The sequence below is a fragment of the Gardnerella vaginalis genome (assembly GCF_001563665.1).
Taxonomy (GTDB): Bacteria; Actinomycetota; Actinomycetes; order Actinomycetales; family Bifidobacteriaceae; genus Bifidobacterium; species Bifidobacterium vaginale_A.
Window position 1 is genome coordinate 45,842 of record NZ_KQ961857.1, and the last position, 23,071, is coordinate 68,912.

The window sequence follows — 23,071 nt, forward strand, 5'->3', positions numbered from 1 at the left end:
TGTCTTTTATAACATCTGGATAAATATTAGCTAGATCCCTCAAAGATAAAATCGCTGCATCCGGATCTTCAACTACGTTAAGACAATTAAATAATATTTCATAAGATATGCATTCGCATGATTTTAAAATTGATTCTATTGCATCTCTCGCTGAATCCGGTCGCAAAAATCCTGCTCTAATAAGACTTCTCGCGCTAATAAACGAATCCTGAGCAGAATCACTATTACCCATATAAGCAGAATCACTCAAAGAATCAGCAGATTTTCTTGCCACAATCTTCACAATCAACTAATTTTTACGTCTAGGATCATTATTGCTCAAAAACATATAAGGGAATTGACTTAGAAGCCAACTATGAATTGGAGGAATCTTTCCAACAAACATTCCAAAACACAACGCAAAAATCACGCATAATGTTGCAATTTTCATATTCAACATAAACAAAACTATTGCAAGCACAATGCAAACAACACTCAAAACTTGCTGAATAATATTTTGCATTTTAGTCATTTGTGACATTCTTAAAGGTATTCCAGCGAAATAAATTCCAATAACTAAAGATAATACAAAAGCAATCACTGTTATAAGAATCTCTATTAGCGACATGACTGTTACCTTTCACGCACAGCAATAATATCTTTAGTTTAGCATTTAACTAGCATTACTATCATATGTTTTTAATATTGCTATTCTTTTTCTCATCTATTGATTCACTATTCTTATGCAAACGAATCTTATGCGCATGCATCCTAATTTTAGGAGCACGCACTTTAATAGCCTCAGTTCTTTTAACAGCGCCTAATAAAGTTAAATCAAATTTTACAGAAATAATTCGCATTAAAACAACAATAATCACAATAAAAGTATCTAAAATCATCTCTGTAGTAACATCAAACGCTCTAGAATGAGCAAACTTCCAAACAAAAACAGTTAATACACATCCAATTGCAGCAGGAAAAGCGTACCAATGTTTATCTCTTACAACAACAGGCACTTGATTAAGCATCATATCTCTGATTAAGCCTCCTGCTAATGCAGTAAACATGCCTAAAAATACAGATGCCATACCAGACATACCATAATCTAAAGCTTTAGCAGTACCATTAACAGCAAAAAGACCTAGAGCGAGCGCATCTAGAGTAAGCATAAACCATTTCCATTTTTCTATTTCAGGATGAGCAATTGCTACTATGACACCTGCTAATAGACCTGTTAAAACAAATCCGCGATCTGAAATACCAACTGGAGGAAGTGCGCCTAATAAAACATCGCGCACAATACCTCCGCCTAGAGCTGTAATCCAAGAAGTTGTAATAATGGCAAAAAGATCATATTTTTTGCGTATCGCCCACATTCCACCAACCATTCCGCAACATCCCATTGCCACATACTCAACAACAAGGAAAAAGATATTATCGCCTAATGCCCCTTCCACAAATTTCCTTTCGCAATAATTTTTTAGAAAACAAATATTATTAACTTAAATCTAATCGCAAACTTTCCACATCCAATTATGCTTATCTTCAACTTCTCCAAGTTGAATACCAAGTAATTCATCTCGCAATGATTTAGTTAATTCACCAATCTTTCCTCCAGAAACTTCAACTTCTCCATCTTCTGATTTAAATTTTCCGATTGGAGTTACAATAGCAGCAGTTCCGCAAGCAAATACTTCACTAACTTTTCCGCATCGAATATCATTTAGCAATCCATCTAAAGAAATCATGGTTTCAACTACTTCAAGACCACGATCTTTAGCAAGTTCAATAATTGAACGACGTGTCACTCCAGGCAAAATGTTTCCAGTTAAAGAAGGAGTTTTCAATATACCATCTTTATAAAGTACAAATACATTCATTCCGCCGAGTTCTTCCAAGTATGTTTTCGTAGCAGCATCAACGAAACATACCTGTTCACAACCATGCTCAATACCTTTATATTCTCCAAGCAATGATGCAGCATAATTACCACCACACTTAGCGAAACCTGTTCCTCCTGGACCGGTTCTAAACCATTGATTTTCAATCCAAATGCTTACAGGTTTCAAACCACCTTTGAAATATGGTCCAGATGGAGAAGCTATAACGCAATAATCAACTTCTTTGGCTTCTCTAACTCCTAAAAATGGTTCAGAAGCAAACATGAAAGGCCTTAGATAAAGCGTGTATTCCCTTCTTGAAGGAACCCAATTTCTATCTTTTCTAACTAAAGCTGCAACTGAACCAAGAAAATCGTCAATAGGAAGCCCTGGAAGATAAAGTCTGCGAGCTGAATTTTTGAATCTTTCAGCGTTTACATCAGGTCTAAACAGCCATATTGACCCATCTTTGCGCTTGTATGCTTTAAGACCTTCAAAACACTCTAATGCATAATGTAAAACAGCAGATCCTGGATCCATTTTCAAAGGAGCATATGGCTCAATTCGCCTGTCTGACCATCCTTCTCCTTTAGTCCAAGACATGTGAGCCATACTATCAGAAAAAACTTCTCCAAAAGAAGGCTTATCTATGAGTTCATTTCGCTTGGAATCGCTCACAAGATTATCATTATAAAGGACAGTAAATCTGCTTGCTAAATCGTCTAAATCACAAGCATTATAATGATTTTCTTGAGCCAATAATGAGTTTGCTTCTATCATTGAATCAGACATTTTCTCCTCTTTCTTTAAAGCTTTAAAGCACATGAATCCATTTCTAATAATTCTATAAATTATTGCGAAATTTACGAATACTATTAACAATAAATTTAGACTTGCGTGAATTAATCATGCAAGCCTAATTTATTCTAAAAAGTATTTAGATTACTGTTATTAAATCACTTAGCGTCAGATGCTGGAGCATCAGATGCTGCAGAGGCAGAAGCCGGAGTTTCAGCTTCTTCACTTGTAGCAGCATCTTCAGGAACAGTAACGCTTACAACAGATTCCTCGCCGTCCATATCAAGCACAACGCCTTCAGGAAGCTTTACATCTTTAGCGAAAACTTTAGTTCCATCAGTTAATCCATCAACATTAACAACCAAGCGCTCTGGCAAATTAGCAACATCTGCGCGAACTTTAAGTTCCTGAACATCAATGAATGCAACAGCAGCACCCTTTGGAGTTCCTTCAACGAAGACTGGAACTTCAACATCAATCTTTTCTCCAGCTTTAACTTCATAGAAGTCAACGTGTTCAACGATGCGCTTTACAGGATTGCGCTGAACATCCTTAACAACAGCAATACGAGATTCATTTCCAAACTTAATTGTGAACAATGCATTTGCGTGACGCAAAGCTAAAGTTGTTTCCTTCATAGGAAGAGTAACATGTGTAGGTTCAGCTCCACCAGCATAGATACTAGCTGGAATCAGTTGAGCTACACGCAAACGGCGAGCAACACCCTTGCCGAATTCATTACGTACGCTGCCTTCAAGAGTAATTTTTGTAGCCATATCGGTCTCCTTATGGTCTGGTTATTATTCCAGCTTCAGGCGCACCGACGCGCCGAAAACCACCATAAGTTGGCTATCAGCCCAGTCGATAACGGAACTTGTTAAAACGCATACATTAAAAATACGCGCACTATTCCCTCGCCAAAGCAACTTTGTAAGTATAAACATAAGCTAAGACTAATCGTTTTATAAAATATAAAACAAAATATTGTAGCAATTGACAATAGTACTTGAGCACTGGAGCTATTATCATAGTTATTAACAATACAAGCGCACAAAACAATGCGCTTACAGGGAGCCGTTTTCGGCATGATGAAGGAGCAGACGTGTCCGTCCTTAATAAACTCCAACAACAGGCATACGATCTAGCGAGAAAAGCACTCAGAATCGGAAGTAATTTTGCACATCCTGTCAGCGATGACCGTGCTGGAGGTCCAGACTATCCAGAATTACACAACACATCAGAATCTAATGGCAACCCACTTCTTCCACGCGTTGATGAATGGGGTCCAGATATGCCAACTACAACAATGTTAGATCCTGAAACAGGCTTATTAACTACATGCACTCAAGGAAATCCGCCTCTTGACGAAGGCACAAGCATATATGATTTGTATGCAAATAGAGCTTCAAGAATGGGAGATGAACCACTTTACACTTATAAAAATTCAGATCAATGGGTTACTAAAACAGCGAATGAGTTTCTTTCAGAAGTAAGAAAAGCTGCTAAAGGTTTAATCCATTATGGATTACAAAAAGGTGATTCTGTTTCTCTAATGTGCAAAACATCATACGAGTGGGATGTTATTGACGCAGCTGTTATGGCATGTGGAGGTGTGTTAGCTACTATTTACGACACTGACTCTCCTGAACAAATTCGAAATATTGTAAACAACTCAGATTCCAGATTCCTTATTGTTGGAACTACGGAAATGAGAGATAAAGCAGATGGCGCTATTGAGGATTGCCCTACTCTTGAAAGAATTATTTGCGTTGAAACAGGAGGATTAGCAGAACTTCAAGCTTTTGATTATTCTGTTAGCGATGAAGAGCTTGACGAGCGCATAGATTCCGTAAAAAAGACTGACTTGTGCTCTATTGTTTACACTTCAGGTTCTACTGCAGCTCCTAAAGGCGTGGAAATGACGCATGAAAACTATTGCACTACAGCATTGAATTTGCCAACATATTTACCTGAACTGTTAAGCGAACCAAACGGATCTGTGTTGTTGTTCTTACCACAAGCACACTCATTCGCTCGAGCAATCAATTACATAGTTGTTGCAAGTAATTTACGCATCTATATTGCTCAAGGTATTTCAACTCTTATATCTGATTTACAAATTGCAAAACCAACTGTAATGATTGTAGTTCCTAGAGTTCTAGAAAAAGTTTATAACGCTGCATCTCAAAAAGCTGGACATGGCGTAAAAGGACTTGCATTCCAAGGAGCTGTCGTTACAGCTCAACAATATATGAAAGAAGTTGCGAAGTACGGTAGCGCTAAAGCTCTTACTAAAGCAAGACGCGCAGCATATGATCCTATGGTCTACTACCCTCTTCGTCAAGCTTTAGGCGGGCGCGCTCGCTGGATTGTTGCAGGCGGAGCACCACTAGATCCAGAACTTCTTTCATTCTTTAGAGGAGCAGGAGTACCTGTATATGAAGGATATGGATTAACAGAAACAACAGCTCCATGCGCATTCAACCCTCTAGGAGTGCCTTTTAGAGAAGGCTCAGTCGGAATCGCATTCCCTGGATTTACTTTGAGAATCGCAAATGATGGAGAAATTCAGATTAAAGGCGCATGCGTATTTAAGTGCTACCACAAGAACGCTGAAGCAACTGAAACATCTTTCACGCAAGACGGATGGTATGCTACAGGAGATCTCGGAAGAATTGATAATGAAGGTTTCCTTTACATTACAGGGCGAAAAAAGGATTTGATTATCACAGCAGGCGGAAAGAATGTTGCTCCAAGTCCTATTGAAGAAATAATTAAGCGTTGCGAAATCGTTTCTCAAGCTTTAGTACTTGGAGATAAACGTCCATTTATTTCAGCATTAGTTACTTTAGATGAAGAAACGTTGCGTAGATGGCTTAAAAATAAGGGTCTTGATGCAACTATGAGCATGGAAGACGCGTCAAATAACGCTGTTGTAAGAGCTGAAGTACAAAAGTTTATAGATCTAGCTAATGAAGGTGTTTCTAGAGCTGAATCTGTGCGCAAATTCATTATTTTGCCAGAAGAATTCACTCAAGAAAATGGTTTATTAACAGCATCTATGAAAATAATTCGCCCTCGTGTTATTAAAAGATATTCAACTCTTCTTAACACAAAGATGTATACTTCTCGTAAAAAATAAATATTAACATTTTCTAATACAAAATAGAGGAGCAAATAAGTTATTTATCTGCTCCTCTATTTATTTGCAAAACACTTTATTTTGCAAAACACTTAGAATCCGAGTCGCTCAAGTTTCTTCGGATCACTCTGCCAACCTTTAGCAACTTTAACATGCAACTCAAGAACAGCTTTAAAACCTGTAATACGATTAACAGCTGTACGTAAACGCTTCTTAACGCGCACTAAATGCTCAGCACGATGACCTATAATAATCGGTTTTTGTGAATCACGTTCAACATATACAGATACGAGTACGTGAGCTTTAGAATCATTGTATTTAGTTTCTAAATCTTCTCCTGGATACACAATATCGTCAACAACTACAGCCAACGAATGAGGCAACTCGTCATCTAACTCTTCAAGAAAGGCTCCACGAATCAATTCTGAAATCATCTCTGAAGGACTTTCTTCGCTAAGCTGATCTTCAGGATACATTTGTGGACCTTCTGGAAGATTATCAATCAAAACTTTTTTAACTTCATCTACATTGTCATTTTCAATAGCGCTCACAGGAACAATATCTGTAAAATCAGCAAATTCTTGAATTTTTATTAGATGAGAAACGAGATCACTGCGATTCAAAGTATCAATTTTCGTAACTATACCTATAACAGGGATTTTCCACGACCATTTAAGAGAATCATCCTTTTTCGCAAAATCAGCACGTAGCCGACTTAAAATTCTTCTATCTCCAGGTCCAATCTCTTGATCTGCAGGAAGTAAAAATGCAATAACATCAACATCTGAAAGTGATTCATCTACAATATCATTCAAACGCTGACCTAAAAGCGTGCGAGGTCTATGAATACCAGGAGTATCAACTATTACCATTTGAGCATTTTGTGTAGTTACAATTCCGCGAATTGCTTTACGAGTAGTTTCAGGTCTAGATGAAGAAATTGCAATATGAGTACCAATTAAAGCGTTCATAAGAGTAGATTTACCAACGTTTGGGCGCCCAACTACTGCCACAAATCCTGAACGATATCCATGAAAATCATTATTAGAAATAGTTACATGAGTAGAAGAATCAAGATTAGAGAAAATATCATCGTCATCAACAATATTATTATCGGATTCATCTAAATTATCACTAATAGAATCATTTGAATAATTTGAATCAAATGAAGTTAAATCAGTTGTTTCATTAGACTTTTTATCGTCTAAATAATTTTCATTATTCATATAATCATCTTTCACACTATCCATCTAATACACCTTACATAAATACTTAACTTAAGTTAATAGACACATTACCTAAATACATTACTTAAACACTTAACTTATACACAAACTATTACTTATTTACAGTTTTATCAAAACTATTACTTATTTACAGTTTATATCGTTTTATCTTCACTATTATCTTGTTCTTCGTTAGTTTCTTGCAAACCTTGAACATCGCGTTCAACTAGGATAGTAGACACTTTTTTACGCCTGCCTGCAGAATCAACAGCAGTTAATTTAAGACCCCTAGTTACTGCGCTTGAGCCAACAATAGGCACATTCCCAAGCAATTTAGTAAGCAATCCAAAAACTGTATCAACATCATCTTCATCAATATGAACTTCAAACAAATCTTCTAAATCTGCAATAGGAGTACGAGCAGGCATACGCCACACACCATCGCTTACTTCAACAGGATCAGCTTTTTGAGTGCGATCATGCTCATCTTCTAACTCACCAACAATTTGTTCAATAGCGTCTTCAATTGTAACTAAACCAGCGATACCGCCATACTCATCTACTACGACAGCTACGTGTTGACGGATACGTTGCATCTCATGGAACAAATCATCAACAGGCTTAGATTCAGGAACAAACATTGGTTCACGAATAATAGTAGAAACAGGTCTTAATGAAGCAGCGTGATTAAATACTGTAGCACGCACAGCATCTTTCAAATATGCAATCCCTACTAAATCATCCACAGAATCGCCGATAACAGGAACTCTAGAAAATCCTGAGCGAGAACATAATTTAAGGAAGTTTTCCAAAGTTTCATCACTTTTTACACAAATCATATCCGTACGAGGAACCATGATTTCGCGAGTTAAAGTATCTGAAAGAGTCAGAACATTCCTCATCATTTCTGAAACTTCTGGATCAAAATCATTTGCTTCAACTAGCCGATCGATACTTGCTTTAGCTTGATCTCTCTGTATGTCTTCTAATGCTTCATCTTCTGAAAGATCCGTATGTTTTTTTCGCGAAATATCTACATCATTGGTAATTCGAACAAATGGATTTAATGCAATCGCAATAGAAACAATACGAGATAATCGTATAAGCTTTGCAACAGGCTGAGCTGCTCCAACAGTTCTAGGACTTACAAATAAAGATACGATAGCAACTAATATTGATGCAATAACACCTAGCAGAACAGTAAGCCATAATGGAGAATCAAAAACACTAGCAAGGGACGCAATCAATACTCCATCTAAAACATTACAAAAAATTCTTACAAAAACACACGCGCTAGATGCAGCATAGCGATCTGAAATTAAACGCTTTACTCTGTGTATTCTCGCAATTTTACGCATACGAACAATAGCACTAATTTCATCTTCATTAGTTTGAATTTCAATCACCATATTGTTCAAACTTGCACGAGTTACTCGCGGTATTGCACCCTCTGCAGCAGCCATTGAAAGTGAAAGCCACACGAAGCACACAGCTATTACAACACAAGTAAAAACTATTATCCACATATTCATAGATAGCGTAGGAAAAGCATGGAATGTAAGATTTTTCAATATGCTCATAACTGTTATCATCGCCTAGATTAAGTAAAATTATTTTATTATTATATTTTATTTTAAGCTTTAAGTATTTTATTGATTTATTTAAATCCTAGTAAATCGGACGAAAAACAAAAAATTCGAAAAATCAAAAAATCAAAAAGCGCTTACTATCTTTTACTATCGTTTACTATTCCTATTATCGATTACTATCTTTTACTATCTTTTGCATGCTCAAGCTCGTATCGTTCTAACTCATTTACAACGCCATCTGGAAGAGTAGCATCATAAAGTTCTCCAGAACGAGCAGCAAAAAAAGTAAGCAATAATTGCCGTTGCAAACCAAACATTTGCTTTTCTTCATCAGGCGTAGTGTGATCATATCCAAGTAGATGAAGTATTCCATGAATAGTTAATAGCAACATTTCTTCCATAGTGCTATGACTTGAAGCTAAAGCTTGTTGCTGTGCAACCCAAGGGCATATCACTAAATCACCAAGCATCCCTTCAGATACTTTATCATCACTTCCAGGAGTCAACTCGTCCATAGGAAAACTCATAACATCTGTTGGACCTTCTAAGTTCATCCATCTTTCATGCAAACTTGCAATAGGCTCAGGATCTACGAAAGTAATTGACAAATCAGATTGAGTACTTACTTTCATTTTTTGTAAAACCCACATGCCTAAATCTGAGAAAATCTTAGAATCAATATTCCATACAGTTTCATTCATTACATCAACGCTCATAATAATTTACTATCCTCTCAAAAGTAGCAAAATATATCTTTGCAACAAACGACTCATTAGATTCCTAAAAATAATTTTAGATTCTTTTAGATCCCTTTAGATTCTTGTAATTCGCTTGATTCTTTAACTTCTTTAAGTTCTTGAGATTTCTGACGTAGCTCAATCTTCTTACGCTCTAAAATAGAATCATAACGATCATAAGCTTCCACAATTCTTCCAACTAAAGCATTACGAACAACATCTTCTGAACGTAAATGTACAAAAGAAATATCTTTCACACTATTCAAAATTCGTTCAATTGAAAGCAAACCAGACTTAGGCACAGCTAAATCAACTTGCGTAATATCTCCAGTAATTACCATCGTAGTATTAAAACCAAGACGAGTAAGAAACATTTTCAACTGTTGAACAGTGGCATTTTGTGCTTCATCTAAAATCACAAAAGCATCGTTTAACGTACGCCCACGCATATAAGCAAGAGGAGCAACTTCTACAACATTCTCATCAAGATAACGCTTCAATTGAGTAGCACCTAACATATCCGAAAGAGCATCATAAAGAGGTCTTAAATATGGATCAACTTTATCGTTAAGAGTACCAGGCAAAAACCCTAAACTCTCACCTGCTTCTACAGCAGGCCTAGTGAGAACAATTCTACGAACACGCCCATCTTCTAATGCTCTAACAGCTTTAGCTACAGCCAAATACGTTTTACCAGTTCCAGCAGGGCCAATACCAAAAGTTACAATATTAGAATCCATTGCTTGAATATAAGCCATTTGACCTTGAGTTTTAGCTCGCACAGGATAGCCGCTTGCAAAAGTGATTACACCTTTAGACATTCTAGCTTTGCGATTCAAAGATTTCCTAGTTGAGTCACGATCAGAATCAAATAAATCACTTTTTATGTAAGAAAACTCGTTTCTTAAAGATGGCACAAAAGAATTATCTAAAACACCACCATTATGACCAATATGAGCCAAACCAACATTATGCTCAGAATTTTTAAGTATATCTCTCTCAAGCATACGCTTAACAGAATAAGCATCCATTGGACGCTCATACGCAGCATCAATCATTCGCTGTATAGCATACTCAGCTTTTGAAGCATCTTCTTCAAAAGCTGCTTGGCGAGAAACAATTTTCACACTTTTACCATGTACACTAATATCTAATTTAGCAAAAGCATGTTCAACTTCTCTTAAACCAGCGTCAGCAACACCAAGAACAGCAACAGAACTTAATTCATCAGGAATTTGCACTATTCGCGTTGTAGTATGTACCACGATTTACAAACTACCTTCTACAAGTTTTTCGCCAGTCAACACATGTGCATGAACATGGAAAACAGTCTGACCAGCAGCTATACCAGTGTTAAACACAAGACGATACTGTCCATTAAAAGCATCGTTTGCAATATTTTGAGCTACTTCAACAATATGCGCCAAAGTTGAAGAATCATTATTTGCAAGCTGAAAAACATTCTCATAATGTTTGCGAGGAACAATCAAAACATGCACTTTAGCTTGAGGATTTATATCTTTAAAAGCCACAACACAATCATCCTCATACACTCTAGTACTTGGAATTTCTCCAGAAATAATCTTACAAAAAATGCAATCATTGTCATTATTGCATACCGAATCGCTCATAACTCTCCCCTATAGATTATTTTCATATAACAAATACTTAATAATTATGCTATTAGCACACTTCTTACTATTTTACACAAAAACATGCCATTTACTCATATCTTCCTAATGCATAAGAAAGCAGAGATAAAGCTACTGGACCAGCAGTAGATGCGCGCAAAATATTAGATCCCAATACGCAAGTTTTAGCACCAGCGTCAACAAAACTATTCACTTCATCATCACTGATTCCGCCTTCAGGACCAACCAGCACATAAACTGAGCGCTCGCGACCATCACAAAGACAACGTTCTGTAAGAGAATTAACATATGACTCTATTTTATTCCATGAGCAAGTTGCATCTTGATGTAAAACAACAACTAAATTACCGTAAACGCAAGCTCTTCTACATATTGACAAAATATTCTTACTAGAAACACAATCTTTAAGTTCAGGTATCCAAGCTCTTCTAGATTGTTCACTAGCAGATTGTAGTACTTTACTCCAACGCTTGTCACTTCGACCTTGCTTCCACTTTGCAATAGATCTATCTGCACACCATGGAATTATTTCATCAACACCAATTTGAGTAGCCATATCTATTGCTTGCTCATCAGATCCGCTTTTAGCTAGTGCTTGTACAAGAACTAAACGAGTACTTGTACGAGGCTGGCGCAAAAAAGAATTAACACGAACTAAACCATTTTCTTCATCCGTAACAGTAGCACGAATTCGCAAGCCTTTACCATCTGAAAGTTGCAAATCATCACCAACACTCAATCTCATAGCGCTAATAGCATGACGTTTTATGCGATCAGGCAACTTCAAAGTCCAACCTTCTTCAATGCCATTTGCAAGCATAGGTGCATCATCGTGATCAATATCTAATAAAAATAAAGCGTCAGTCATAGTTCAAGCCTAACCTGAGGAGCAGCCAAGGATTTATTCTGTGCAACGATTGTGGCAAACTAGAAATAGAATAAGGAAGGATATTAGATGTGCAAAGAGTACAATCGCAAAACTATTCAAAGCGAAGATAATAATGCTTTGGTACTTACTTTGCGCGTATCTCGTTTTACACCTATAACATCTAATTTCGAAAATCAAGAACATGTAAAACAAGAGTTTTCAAATACACAATCCACAAATAAAGTACATAAACGAAAACATAAGGAAAACCCATTCGCAAAAACAAAGCACAATAATCCTTTTTCAAAATTAGATGAGTCTGAAAACAAAAAGCTTCAAGGAAAACATTGGATTCAAGACTACACTATTTGTGCTCATGAAAATGATACGATTTTAGATTGTCTTCTTAAAATTAAACGTACTTTAGATCCAACTCTAGCTTTCAGATACTCATGCGGTCATGGAGTATGCGGTTCAGATGCTGCAAACGTAAACGGAATGCCAACGTTATTATGCACTGCAACAATTAGAGAACATGCTAGAAACACAATTGAAAGCTCAACAATTAAATCTCATGGATTTAGAAAAACAGGATCTAAAACTAATAACTCAACTAATGACTTAGATAACACTAACTCAACCACTAACTCAACCACTAATTCAGCAGATGATTCAATCACTAATAAAAAGCTTTATTTAAAGAATACGCATAATAATTTTGGAATTATTGAACTTTCACCACTTTCTGGATTTACAGTTCAAAGAGATTTAATATGCGATATCACACCAATGATCTCTCAAATAAAACGCTTAGAACCTTACTTACAAGCAAATAATATAGGAAATCTTAACATTCTTGAGTTTTTGCAAAATCCTCAAGAACTTCAAAAATTTGAGCTTTTAAGTAATTGCATTTTATGTGGAGCATGCGAAGGAGTTTGCCCTATATATGCAAGCGGAGAAGCATTCATTGGACCAGCTGCTTTAGTTAACGCTGCACGATTTATTTACGATTCGAGAGATAATGCTGGAAAACATCGATTGGATTTAATAAATAGCGCAGACGGAATAAGTGCATGCCAATCAGTAAGAGCATGCTCAAAACAATGCCCTAGAGGAATCGATATAGGCGAAGAAATTTGGCAATTAACTACACTCGCAAACGAAAAATCTTAAAAATCAAAGATCAACTAACATTCTCGCATCTGTAATAGTTATAAGCGATAACAAAAGGCTCAAAGTTAAATACTCAACTTAAAATAATCTAAGCTCTACATGCTATACGTACTGCTTGTAAAGGATCATCTGTAATAGCAAAAAGATTAGGATCAATAGAAGAAATCAAACCTCTTTGCATAACGCTATTTTGTAACCAATCTGTAAGTCCCTTCCAATATGAACTACCAAACAACACTACTGGAACACTAGCTACTTTGTGAGTTTGAACAAGAGTTAAAGCTTCAAACATCTCATCCATAGTTCCAAATCCGCCAGGGCAAACAATAATCCCAGAAGAATACTTCATAAACATTGTTTTACGCACAAAGAAATAACGAAATTGCATACCAAGATTTACCCACTTGTTAAGACCTTGCTCATGAGGAAGTTCAATACCAAGCCCAACTGAAGTTCCACCAGCCTCGTTAGCTCCACGATTCGCTGCTTCCATAATTCCAGGTCCACCACCTGTAATAACAGCAAAGCCACGCTTTACAATTTCTTCGCCCATAATACGTGCAGCATTATATTCCGGCTCATCTTCCTTAATACGAGCAGAACCAAATACGCTTACAGCAGAACCTAACTTAGAAAGCGCGTCAAAACCATCAACAAATTCTGCTTGTATACGCAGAACTCGCCAAGGGTCTTCGCAACGCAAACAAGATTCGTCATTAGCTTGAAAATTCGAATCGTGCTTTAACAATGTTTCAGTACTACTTTCACTAGGAATCATTGGACCTTTTAACACAGATGCACCTCTATAATACGCTTTATCCATTTGCTCAACATCATGAGATTTTTTAGCTATCAAAAAATTCACTCCTTAAAACAACAAGCTAAAACATTACTTTTTAACTTCATTACTTTTTAACTTCATTACTTCGCAACTTCATTATTTCTCGAAACTTCATTTTTAGCGCCAGAATTATTATCTTTTGAATTTTTTAAGCTCCTCTTATGCATTGCCTTTGATTGCGCAGAAAGTAAGTATCCAGAAACTCCAGCAGCAATAAGAGAAGCAACCAATACTCCAAATCTCGCTTCTCCAGAAAGGTCAGCATCACTATAAGCTAAGGATGCTATTAACAAAGATACAGTAAATCCAATTCCACATGCACAAGCTGTAGGCAATAAATCGAATACTCGTAACTTATCTGGAACTTTCAATCCAATAAAACTTTTAGCAACCCAAGCTGTAAGCATAATCCCAAGAGGCTTACCAATAACTAAAGCAATCGTGATTGCAATAACAATAGGAGAAATAAACAATTCTAATGTAAAAGTTTCAAAATGAACGCCAGTTGCAAAAAGCGCAAACACAGGCAAAGCAAATAATGAAGAAAGAGGCTGAATTTTCTCACGATATCTTTCAGCGCGCAAAGTTTTTTCACCATGTACTAGATGAGCAGGAGTAAACAATCCAACCATAACACCAGCTAGAGTTGGATGAACTCCAGCTTGATACATCATAATCCATGCAAAAATACCAACTATCGCAACAAGCGGCCAAGGTACTCTTTTCAATCGAACTAGCATTGTCCAAAGCAATCCGCAAACAAGCACGCCAACAAACCAATACCAATCATTCAATGAAGAGAAGAAAAGCGCAATTAAAGCAATACCAAGCAAATCATCAACTGTAGCTAAAGTCATTAAAAACGCTCTTAAGGATTTAGGCAAATATGCCGCAAATAACGCTAATACAGCTAAAGAAAATGCTATATCGGTTGCTGTAGGAATAGCCCATCCATCGCGCACCATTGCAAGAGAAGGCAACGCTCCAGAAGTCAAGCGCATAATTTCTTGACCTGCATGAAATTCAGAAAAAAGTGTAACTGTTCCTACAAATAATATTGGAGGCATAATCATACCACCAACTGCACAAATCATAGGCATAGCTGCAGCTCTAGGATCAGAAAGAGAGCCAGCTACTAATTCATGCTTTAAATCAAGTCCTACAGTAAGAAAGAAAATAGTAAGAACACCATCTTGCACCCAATGGCCAATAGACATGGAAATATTAGTGTAAGGTATGCCAATTTGAGTATGAGAAACAGATTCAAATATAGTTGACGTAAAAGGCAAATTAGCAAGCAATAATCCAGCTAAAGCAAAACCAAGCATAATCAAGCCAGATATTCGCTCATTATTAGCTATATTGCGAGCTGTTAGCAAACTGCGCCGTATCATATTGTAAATATTTCCTCCACAAAACCATTATGCAAAAAGCAATATGCGAAACACTTTAATTTTGCATTATTTAGTATAACTTAGAGGGATAAACAGAGCGAGTTGAAATAAAGGTTATTCGGGCTATTCCCCAAAATGAGAATTGAAATAAGAACAAAAAAAGACGCAGTCAAAATCTACGTCTAACGCGTGCGCCAGACAGGATTCGAACCTGCAACCTTCTGATCCGTAGTCAGATGCTCTAATCCGTTGGGCTACTGGCGCATATTACCGAACTCAAACACATTGTTCTCGTTTCCGGCAACTTGACTAATATACAACTTATAAGATAAAAACACAAACTTCGGCGTGTCGGCAAAGCTTGTGTTTTTATATGTATATTTTCTAGATTTCTTCTACTTATATTATTTTACAAATTCTGCTGCGTATAAGTTTTATCTCTATGCTTCAGAACTTGGTCAACAATTCCATATTCCTTTGCTTGAGGTGCAGTCAAAATAGTATCTACCTCAATATCTTTGCGAATACGCTCAACATCTTGACCAGTATGTTTAGCAAGAGTATTTTCCAACCATTCACGCAATCTAAGCATTTCTTTAGCTTGAAGCTCAATTTCAGTTGCTTTACCAAAATCTTGTCCCATAGCTGGTTGATGAATCAAAACTCTAGCATTAGGTAAAATCATGCGCTTGCCTGCAGTACCTGCAGCAAGCAAGATTGCAGCAGCAGAAGCAGCCTGGCCTAAGCACACAGTTTGAACATCAGGATTTATATATTGCATAGTGTCGTAAATAGCAGTCATAGCAGTCATAGATCCACCAGGAGAATTTATGTACATCATAATGTCACGATTAGGATCCATGCTTTCTAGCACAAGCAATTGAGCCATGATATCATCGGCAGACGTATCGTCAACCTGAACACCCATGAAAATTATTCGATCATCAAAAAGCTTAGTATACGGATCTTGCGTTTTCATTCCATAAGGAGTTTGCTCACCAAATTGAGGCAAAACATAACGGTTATTAAAACGCTGAGCAGAAGAAATACCCTCATAACCAGCTAAACGCTGAGCGCGATACACAAACTTTGCTTCTTCACTTGCCATAATATTTACTCCTCACCTCGCATTGAAGCTGGTGTGGTTACAATCTTATCTACGAAACCATATTCCAAAGCTTGTTGTGCATTAAACCAATGATCATATTCATTGTCACGGTAAATTTCCTCTACAGTATGACCAGTTTGCTTAGCTGTGAGTTCAGAAAGTGTTTTCTTCATATCCATAATCAATTCAGCATTGATTCTAACATCAGTAGCAGTTCCACCAACTCCACCAGAAGGCTGATGCATAAGAACACGAGCATGCGATGTAATAAAACGTTTACCAGGCGTTCCAGAACTTAACAAGAACTGTCCCATAGAAGCAGCCATGCCAACAGCAATAGTTGCAACATCTGGCTCAATAAGCTGCATTGTGTCGTAAATAGCCATACCAGCAGTGATAGAACCACCTGGAGAATTTATGTAAAGCCAAATATCTTTCTTAGGATCTTGCGCAGCAAGCATAAGCATTTGAGCGCATATGATATTAGCATTCTCATCTTTAACTTCAGAGCCAAGCCAAATAATGCGATCCTTTAACAATCGATTAAAAATCGAATCTGTTTGGGCTGGCGCTTCATCCTGTTGCATAACAGTAGAAGACGTAAACAGATTATTCACTTTATCTCCTTACATTTGTCAATTGTTTCTACATTATCGTGTGCGCGTGACTGTATAGAAAATATTGCGGATATGAAATCAGCGAAATATTCCACACTGAATTTCTACATACAATACAAATAATTATTTAACTATTATATAGATTTAGCATGAAATATTTAGTATATTTTTTTATGACTGTAAATTCACTCATAGAGGAGAAGTCATGGATTCTAGCAACTTGCAAAACAACAATTATCCTCAATATGCAGAACAAAATAACAGCAATAATAGCAATATCTACACTAATAGTTCAAGCAATACAAGCAACGCTAACAATACCGACAACGCAAGCAACACTGACAATACTGACAATACAAACAACACTAACACTTACAACGCAAGCAACTTGAATCCAACAAACACTTATCAGAGCAACTCTTACCAAAATAACGCTTACCAAAATAGTGGATATCAAAACAGCGGATACACGAATAACACTTATACGAATAACAGTTACCAAAACAATAACTATATGAATAACGGATATCAAAACAACGGATATCAAAACAATAACTATATGAATAATAGTTATCAAAACAACAGATACCCAAACGGCACAAATCCAACAAACACTTACCAAAACGGCGCTTATACGAATAACACTTATCAAAACAACACTTATGCAAACAATAGTTACCAAAACAATAACTATATGAATAACGGATATCAAAACAACAGTTATCAAAACAACAATAATCCAATAAGCACTTATATAAACCGAGATAATCTAATAAGAACATATAAAAACGTTATTCAACGAACAACAAGTTTAGTAAATGCGATACTAGTAGATAATCGCAAAAAAATGATCGCTTTAATTGTCGCTGCTGTTTTAGCACTAACACTTATTGGAAGCGCAATCGTAAAAACTTTTAAACCAAATTACAATTGCTCTGCAGAAAAAAGCGCAAACATAGAGGAATATTTTCATTGTCACCCATCCAGCTTTGAAAAGAGGGGTGACGATGACGTATCCGCAACATTTGACGCTAAAGGAGATGACCTAAATATAACTATTAAATTCACAGATCGTGTACCTGACTATGGAATTTCAAAGACTCAAGCTGAGTTTTCTGACAGACTATTACTAACAAATATGTTTCCAGAAGTTGAAGAAGCTAAAAATAAAGTCATTTCTCCAATACATTTACACTATACTTTCTTAAATAATGATGACAGTGTTATTTTTAAAGATGACTTTATCGATAACTAAATAATACAATATGCGCTTTTGCTACTCGTTGAATAAACAAATATCAAAGGCGCATATTTTTATTTTCGAAGAGTTTTGCGAACAGAAACGTTATACTTCTAGAAACAGCACAAGCTACAGCCATAGGAACAATCACAATAAGCGAAACGTTTACTAATTGAGCTACAAGCAAAAGCGCAAACCATAATGACTTTCTACTAGCAGTCAATAAGCTTGCAGCACCAAAAATAGCAGCCAAAATCAATGCATTAGGCTGACTTAATACTAAGCTAGAAATAAATGGAAGTTTCATGCTTACAATGCCTACAATCAGCCCAATACAAGCTCCAGTTGAAATACTCGGCTGAAGAATGCCTCCAGAAGCACCGGCTCGCAAAACAAGCAAAGTAGCAGCCATTTTCATTATTGCAAGAATCAGCAAAATAATCATAATATTCGAGAAAGCTAAAAAATGCGGAGAACTAGACACAGAAAATGCAAGTTGGCAAAGTGATCTACCATTTCCCATGATATGTGGAAACCAGCAAGCTGCAATACCAATAGTTAAGCCGGCTATTGGCATAAAACACAACATTTTTATGCCACGCAAAGCATGAGTACGACACCAAATAATACACAAGCGAAAAACGTAACCAACTAAACCGCACACTAAACCTACAACAGCAGCCAAAACACAAATTTGCCAAGAAATATCGCACGAAAATTGAGAAATATTGTAGTATCTAGAATGATGCATTAAAAATTCAGCAACAAAAGCAGCAACGTAATTCATAGAAAGCGCAAAAGGCAAGCAATACAAACGATCAGAGCGCAAAATATGCTTAATTACATTAGCTACTACAGAACCATTTTCACGATTTAGCCATGCGTAAAAACCAAAACCTTGAGTTTTACTAAGTAATCCTAAAGCAAGCACGCTTCCAGCTAAAGGAGCGTGATACACTGCAGCCAAACCAGCGCCAGCAGCAGATGCAATAAGTACGCGCTGAGTTTTAGAAGATATATGAAAAACACTGCTGTAACGCTGAGCAATAAGCGCAGCTAATTCTCTAGGAGCTACTTCCCTGCCTATTGAAATTCCAGAACCAACAATTCCGATTTGCAACAAAACATGCGCAATAGTAGAAAAAATTGGCATAACACTTCCGAAAACAGCTTGAGGGATTGTGACAATACGAGGAGGATTTTCTCTTTTGCGAAGAAAATACCAAGATACGCCAGCAATAGTCATCGAAATTGTGCAAGATAGCACGTAACGATACCAAGGAAGAGATGAAAATACAGTATTTTTAGCAGATTCGATTGATCCAAAAGCAATGTATTGTACTGCATAAAGAATGAATGTAAGAAGAGTCGCACCTAAACCAGTGAGAATGCCAATAAAAATAACAGATAAAGCTAAGAAAGCAAAATTTAAAAACTTAAAAAGCACTGTTCTACTATTGCAACTGCGATTCTTCACATTAGTTTTGATAGTACTTTTCATTATTTATACTTTCACTAAATTATATGAGATCAAATTGAAGATCATATTTACATGAGATTACATTACAAATATACGAAAACGAATATATAAATAAATAAATAAATAAATAAAGATAAGAGTTATAGGCAAAAAATAAATAAAATAAATAAAAATAAATAGACCCAGCAGAAAATAATTCCGCTAGGTCTTACTTAAAAACAGTTACTTTTAAGTAACGTAGAACTTAGTTACTTCTACTTAGAAAGCTCATCAGCTACTTCAGCTGCAGCAGAAGCAGCTTTAACACTCTCCTCTTCAGAAGTACCATCATCTTCAGTAAGGAAAGCACTCAAATCGATCGTTTCACCATTAGAAACGAACTTTACTGCACGCATACCAGCGATTAACGCCTTAGAGCGAGCAACTTCTTGAACAGCTGAACCGAGCTGACCATTGCGCACAATCGCGCTAATGAACTGACTTGGATCCATACCATACTGCTGTGCAACTGAAATAAGGAAATTAGTGACATCAGCTTGCGAAACTGATACATCTAGTTTCTCAGCTAAAGCATCTAACACCATCTGATCACGAAGTTCTTTTTCGGCAGCCTTTTCAGCTTCTTCTTTCTGATCCTTAGTAGCTTTCTCAGGATCTGGAGTCATACCCTTAAGATGCTCAGCAACAGCCTTTTCTTTTACGCCCTTTGGTACAGGAATTTCAACTTCTTCCTGAATCTTAGCAATAAAAGCATCACGAGCAATAGTTGCTTGACGACCTTCATTAGACTGTTCGCAAGCCTTACGTACATCTTCTTTAAGCTCATCTAAAGTATCAAACTCAGAAGCTTCTTTAGCGAAATCATCGTCAAGTTCTGGCAATTCCTGTGTCTTTACAGAATTAACTTTAACCTTAACTTGAGCTTTTTCGCCTTCATGCTTGCTGTTCTTGTACTGATCGGTTTCAAAAATAGCTTCTTCGCCAGCAGAAAGACCTTCCAAAGCTTCATCCATTTCATTAAGAATACGATGAGTTCCAACCTCAATGCTTTCACCTTCACTACTCGCTACTACTTCATCTCCGAATGAAGAAGTGTAGTCAATATTGGCAAAATCACCCTTCTTAATTGGACGATCGACACCAACAAGAGTTGCGAAACGATGACGCAATGCTTCAAGACGAGCATTTACATCTTCATCAGTTACTTCAGGCTTTTCTACTTCGATATCTACACCATCAAACTTATTAAGTTTGAACTCTGGGCGACGCTCAACAGTAGCAACGAACTTTAACTTTTCTTCGCCAGTAGCTGATTCAGGCACTTCTTGCACTTCAAACTCTGGCTGATCCATAGGACTGATCTTCTTTTCTTCCAAAGCTTGAGAATAAAGCTCTGGAACAGCAGAATTCACAGCTTCACCGGCAACAGCTGCGAAGCCTACGCGCTGATCTACAATCTTTCCAGGTACATGACCTTTACGGAAACCAGGCACGTTGATTTGCTTGGCGATTTCCTTACGGGCCTTATCTAAGTAAGGCTTGAATTCTTCGAGTTCTACGGTAATGGTGAGCTTAACTTTAGTTGGCTCAAGATTCCTGACGCTGATTTTCACGCTTGCGCTCCTGAAATTACGTTTTCTTATCTCTGCCGTATGGCACAACCGTTATATGATAACGCGAGTCACGGACTCAGAAATTAAATCCACTTGCCAAACTCTAGCTCCCTGCTCAATAAGGAATAAACGTACATCAATATTTTTTATATCATCATTCCAGCAAAGATTTCGAATTATTTGCGGTTTAATTAAAACATCCATAGGCGTATGGGTATCTTCAGCGATTCTCATAACAACAGCTTTCACTTTTTGCAATATTGCAAAACGATTAGGATGATGCTCACGCCAGTATTTCATTGATTTGGGAGCGCATTGACAATCTTGCTCAAAAGAATTCTCAAAATCACTTATATTTTTATGCTCAACATGCTCATCATCCGCAATATTCTCATTATTTTTAATATGATCTCTAGAAGATTCAGAATCTTTATAATTTTCGCTATCACTGTAAAATCTAGTATCAGCATGATTAGCATAATCAGCATGATTGCTAGAAGAATTTACTAAACATCTATAAAAGTTATTAGAGTTATTAGAGTTGTTACAATCACTTGAATCATCGTCAATAGACATTGCATCTATGCCACTTTTAGCTTTAGAAATAGCTTTTTCAATAACAAGTTTCCAGACATTGGGCTTAATTTTACGCTGAATTGGAGCATATCGCTCAAACATCTTATCTTGCTCACAACCAGTATGAATTCGAACTCTCTCATTAAGAATACGTATTGAGCGGAAAGACCTTGAATTATTTGGCTTGCGCTTACTTGCTTCAATAATTGCAGCATCAGATAGCAATAGAGTTGGAGCAATATCGTATTGTCTAGCAAGCTCATCTCTCTTTTGCCACAGCTCTTTAGCTATCATTAAGCCGATTTTATCGTGCATAAGAACACTAATATGAGATATTCGAAGCCAAGGACGAGGATGCTTAGCTTTCTTTTTTGCTCCAGCTATCAACAAGTGTGCAAATTCTTCTTCAGCCCAAGAAAGCTTACCTTGTTTCTTTAGTTCAGCACGCATCACTTCTTCTAATTCGATTAGCAATTCAACGTCTAAAGCCGCGTAATTTCGCCAATCTCTAGGAAGAGGTCTATATGACCAGTCCGCTGCAGAATGTTCTTTTGCAAGAGTCAATCCCAAATAATATTCAGTTACAGAACTTAATCCGAAACGCTTTCTTCCAAGTAATTTAGCTGCGATTTCTGTATCAAATAAAGCACGTGGGCGTAAACCAATGTCGAAAAATCCTGGCAAATCTTGCATAGAATCGTGAATAATCCAAGGCGCATCCCCTACTGCCTTGTTAAATTCGTTCCAATCGGCTCCAAGTTTTGTAAGTTCTATTGGATCTAATAACCCAATTCCTGCACCTTTGCGCTTGAATTGAATCAACCAATCTTCATGACTATATCGAAAACCTGAAGCTCGCTCAGCATCTGCAGCCAAAGGTCCAGAGCCTTCAGTCAACAAACTGCAATATTTTTTATATGCTTCAAGCGTATCAATGACTTCTGGAACTCCTTCTCTAGGCTCTTTTAAGAGCTTTGGTTCCTCGAACAAGTACGCCTCCCGATTTGCATGCTTTAGCCAAATTCTTACGCTTTTTACATCTTACTTTGCAATTTTTGCAAAATATCTGTAAAAAATATTTAAGCCGTGTTATAGATTACGCATCTTTTAACACGGCTTCAACTTTCGCACACAACTACGACTATTCAAAAATAA

At 36.8% G+C, this 23,071-nt stretch carries 21 protein-coding genes and 1 tRNA gene; 3 read left to right on the forward strand and 19 right to left on the reverse strand.

Annotation, left to right across the window (positions count from 1 at the left end):
• The 5 genes from HMPREF3230_RS06505 to HMPREF3230_RS02230 form a co-directional block, all read right to left on the reverse strand.
• The coding region (locus HMPREF3230_RS06505) for a hypothetical protein (protein WP_196489631.1) at positions 1–274 on the reverse strand (274 nt) is incomplete at its 3' end.
• Between the two features lie 15 nt (positions 275–289).
• Positions 290–607: a hypothetical protein gene (locus HMPREF3230_RS02215; protein ID WP_075523351.1), complete on the reverse strand. Its 318-nt coding sequence runs from the start codon at positions 605–607 to the stop codon at positions 290–292.
• Between the two features lie 61 nt (positions 608–668).
• The gene (locus tag HMPREF3230_RS02220; RefSeq protein WP_075523352.1) at positions 669–1,436 is read right to left on the reverse strand and encodes a trimeric intracellular cation channel family protein; all 768 of its coding nucleotides are present in this window, start codon (positions 1,434–1,436) and stop codon (positions 669–671) included.
• A gap of 51 nt (positions 1,437–1,487) precedes the next feature.
• On the reverse strand, positions 1,488–2,639 hold the full coding sequence (locus HMPREF3230_RS02225) for a branched-chain amino acid aminotransferase (protein WP_419471020.1): 1,152 nt from the start codon (positions 2,637–2,639) through the stop codon (positions 1,488–1,490).
• Positions 2,640–2,815: 176 nt separating this feature from the next.
• Complete coding sequence (locus HMPREF3230_RS02230) at positions 2,816–3,433, reverse strand: 50S ribosomal protein L25/general stress protein Ctc (RefSeq protein WP_075523353.1); 618 nt, start codon at positions 3,431–3,433, stop codon at positions 2,816–2,818.
• A gap of 326 nt (positions 3,434–3,759) precedes the next feature.
• On the opposite strand from HMPREF3230_RS02230, the gene HMPREF3230_RS02235 reads away from it, so the two are divergent.
• Entirely contained in the window at positions 3,760–5,799 is a 2,040-nt protein-coding gene (locus HMPREF3230_RS02235) for an AMP-dependent synthetase/ligase (protein WP_075523354.1), read from the forward strand.
• 92 nt (positions 5,800–5,891) lie between these two features.
• On the opposite strand, the gene era is transcribed toward HMPREF3230_RS02235, so the two are convergent.
• The 6 genes from era to HMPREF3230_RS02265 all read right to left on the reverse strand — a co-directional run bounded on the left by era (position 5,892) and on the right by HMPREF3230_RS02265 (position 11,871).
• On the reverse strand, positions 5,892–7,049 hold the full coding sequence (gene era / locus HMPREF3230_RS02240; protein WP_082266238.1) for a GTPase Era: 1,158 nt from the start codon (positions 7,047–7,049) through the stop codon (positions 5,892–5,894).
• A 131-nt stretch (positions 7,050–7,180) separates the two neighbouring features.
• Positions 7,181–8,557: a hemolysin family protein gene (locus HMPREF3230_RS02245; protein WP_419471021.1), complete on the reverse strand. Its 1,377-nt coding sequence runs from the start codon at positions 8,555–8,557 to the stop codon at positions 7,181–7,183.
• A 233-nt stretch (positions 8,558–8,790) separates the two neighbouring features.
• Positions 8,791–9,330 carry an rRNA maturation RNase YbeY gene (gene ybeY / locus HMPREF3230_RS02250; protein ID WP_075523355.1) on the reverse strand — a complete coding sequence of 180 codons (540 nt, stop codon included), beginning with the start codon at positions 9,328–9,330 and terminating at the stop codon, positions 8,791–8,793.
• A gap of 86 nt (positions 9,331–9,416) precedes the next feature.
• Positions 9,417–10,616: a PhoH family protein gene (locus HMPREF3230_RS02255; protein WP_075523356.1), complete on the reverse strand. Its 1,200-nt coding sequence runs from the start codon at positions 10,614–10,616 to the stop codon at positions 9,417–9,419.
• Between the two features lie 3 nt (positions 10,617–10,619).
• Positions 10,620–10,982: a histidine triad nucleotide-binding protein gene (locus HMPREF3230_RS02260; RefSeq protein WP_075523357.1), complete on the reverse strand. Its 363-nt coding sequence runs from the start codon at positions 10,980–10,982 to the stop codon at positions 10,620–10,622.
• Positions 10,983–11,073: 91 nt separating this feature from the next.
• Positions 11,074–11,871, reverse strand: coding sequence for a 16S rRNA (uracil(1498)-N(3))-methyltransferase (locus tag HMPREF3230_RS02265; RefSeq protein ID WP_075523358.1), 798 nt, complete (start codon positions 11,869–11,871; stop codon positions 11,074–11,076).
• A gap of 87 nt (positions 11,872–11,958) precedes the next feature.
• On the opposite strand from HMPREF3230_RS02265, the gene HMPREF3230_RS02270 reads away from it, so the two are divergent.
• Entirely contained in the window at positions 11,959–13,047 is a 1,089-nt protein-coding gene (locus tag HMPREF3230_RS02270) for a succinate dehydrogenase/fumarate reductase iron-sulfur subunit (RefSeq protein ID WP_075523359.1), read from the forward strand.
• Positions 13,048–13,135: 88 nt separating this feature from the next.
• Here HMPREF3230_RS02270 and HMPREF3230_RS02275 read toward each other — a convergent pair whose 3' ends face one another.
• From HMPREF3230_RS02275 to HMPREF3230_RS02295, 5 genes are all read right to left on the reverse strand, one after another.
• Positions 13,136–13,870 (reverse strand): LOG family protein, encoded by a 735-nt coding sequence (locus HMPREF3230_RS02275; protein ID WP_082266251.1) that lies wholly within the window; start codon positions 13,868–13,870, stop codon positions 13,136–13,138.
• Between the two features lie 98 nt (positions 13,871–13,968).
• Positions 13,969–15,282: a Na+/H+ antiporter NhaA gene (locus tag HMPREF3230_RS02280; protein ID WP_075523361.1), complete on the reverse strand. Its 1,314-nt coding sequence runs from the start codon at positions 15,280–15,282 to the stop codon at positions 13,969–13,971.
• Positions 15,283–15,472: 190 nt separating this feature from the next.
• Positions 15,473–15,546: transfer RNA gene (locus HMPREF3230_RS02285), tRNA-Arg, on the reverse strand.
• 145 nt (positions 15,547–15,691) lie between these two features.
• Positions 15,692–16,390: an ATP-dependent Clp protease proteolytic subunit gene (locus HMPREF3230_RS02290; protein WP_075523362.1), complete on the reverse strand. Its 699-nt coding sequence runs from the start codon at positions 16,388–16,390 to the stop codon at positions 15,692–15,694.
• Between the two features lie 5 nt (positions 16,391–16,395).
• Complete coding sequence (locus tag HMPREF3230_RS02295; protein WP_103043086.1) at positions 16,396–17,007, reverse strand: ATP-dependent Clp protease proteolytic subunit; 612 nt, start codon at positions 17,005–17,007, stop codon at positions 16,396–16,398.
• A gap of 514 nt (positions 17,008–17,521) precedes the next feature.
• Between HMPREF3230_RS02295 and HMPREF3230_RS02300 the strand changes: the two genes are divergently transcribed.
• Complete coding sequence (locus HMPREF3230_RS02300; RefSeq protein WP_230955898.1) at positions 17,522–18,262, forward strand: hypothetical protein; 741 nt, start codon at positions 17,522–17,524, stop codon at positions 18,260–18,262.
• A 43-nt stretch (positions 18,263–18,305) separates the two neighbouring features.
• On the opposite strand, the gene HMPREF3230_RS02305 is transcribed toward HMPREF3230_RS02300, so the two are convergent.
• From HMPREF3230_RS02305 to HMPREF3230_RS02315, 3 genes are all read right to left on the reverse strand, one after another.
• Positions 18,306–19,748 (reverse strand): chloride channel protein, encoded by a 1,443-nt coding sequence (locus HMPREF3230_RS02305; RefSeq protein WP_075523363.1) that lies wholly within the window; start codon positions 19,746–19,748, stop codon positions 18,306–18,308.
• A 233-nt stretch (positions 19,749–19,981) separates the two neighbouring features.
• Positions 19,982–21,340, reverse strand: coding sequence for a trigger factor (gene tig, locus HMPREF3230_RS02310; RefSeq protein ID WP_075523364.1), 1,359 nt, complete (start codon positions 21,338–21,340; stop codon positions 19,982–19,984).
• Positions 21,341–21,391: 51 nt separating this feature from the next.
• Positions 21,392–22,906 (reverse strand): HRDC domain-containing protein, encoded by a 1,515-nt coding sequence (locus tag HMPREF3230_RS02315; protein ID WP_075523365.1) that lies wholly within the window; start codon positions 22,904–22,906, stop codon positions 21,392–21,394.
• Positions 22,907–23,071 lie beyond the last annotated feature (165 nt).

Bases quoted from the DNA above. Each gene is read 5' to 3' on its own strand.
- HMPREF3230_RS02265 (WP_075523358.1), bottom strand. From the start codon at position 11,871: ATGACTGACGCTTTATTTTTATTAGATATTGATCACGATGATGCACCT.
- HMPREF3230_RS02225 (WP_419471020.1), bottom strand. From the start codon at position 2,639: ATGATAGAAGCAAACTCATTATTGGCTCAAGAAAATCATTATAATGCT.
- HMPREF3230_RS02230 (WP_075523353.1), bottom strand. From the start codon at position 3,433: ATGGCTACAAAAATTACTCTTGAAGGCAGCGTACGTAATGAATTCGGC.
- ybeY (WP_075523355.1), bottom strand. From the start codon at position 9,330: ATGAGCGTTGATGTAATGAATGAAACTGTATGGAATATTGATTCTAAG.
- HMPREF3230_RS02215 (WP_075523351.1), bottom strand. From the start codon at position 607: ATGTCGCTAATAGAGATTCTTATAACAGTGATTGCTTTTGTATTATCT.
- era (WP_082266238.1), bottom strand. From the start codon at position 7,049: ATGGATAGTGTGAAAGATGATTATATGAATAATGAAAATTATTTAGAC.
- HMPREF3230_RS02245 (WP_419471021.1), bottom strand. From the start codon at position 8,557: ATGAATATGTGGATAATAGTTTTTACTTGTGTTGTAATAGCTGTGTGC.
- HMPREF3230_RS02280 (WP_075523361.1), bottom strand. From the start codon at position 15,282: ATGATACGGCGCAGTTTGCTAACAGCTCGCAATATAGCTAATAATGAG.
- HMPREF3230_RS02270 (WP_075523359.1), top strand. From the start codon at position 11,959: ATGTGCAAAGAGTACAATCGCAAAACTATTCAAAGCGAAGATAATAAT.
- HMPREF3230_RS02290 (WP_075523362.1), bottom strand. From the start codon at position 16,390: ATGGCAAGTGAAGAAGCAAAGTTTGTGTATCGCGCTCAGCGTTTAGCT.
- HMPREF3230_RS02305 (WP_075523363.1), bottom strand. From the start codon at position 19,748: ATGAAAAGTACTATCAAAACTAATGTGAAGAATCGCAGTTGCAATAGT.
- HMPREF3230_RS02275 (WP_082266251.1), bottom strand. From the start codon at position 13,870: ATGGATAAAGCGTATTATAGAGGTGCATCTGTGTTAAAAGGTCCAATG.
- HMPREF3230_RS02300 (WP_230955898.1), top strand. From the start codon at position 17,522: ATGAATAACGGATATCAAAACAACGGATATCAAAACAATAACTATATG.
- HMPREF3230_RS02260 (WP_075523357.1), bottom strand. From the start codon at position 10,982: ATGAGCGATTCGGTATGCAATAATGACAATGATTGCATTTTTTGTAAG.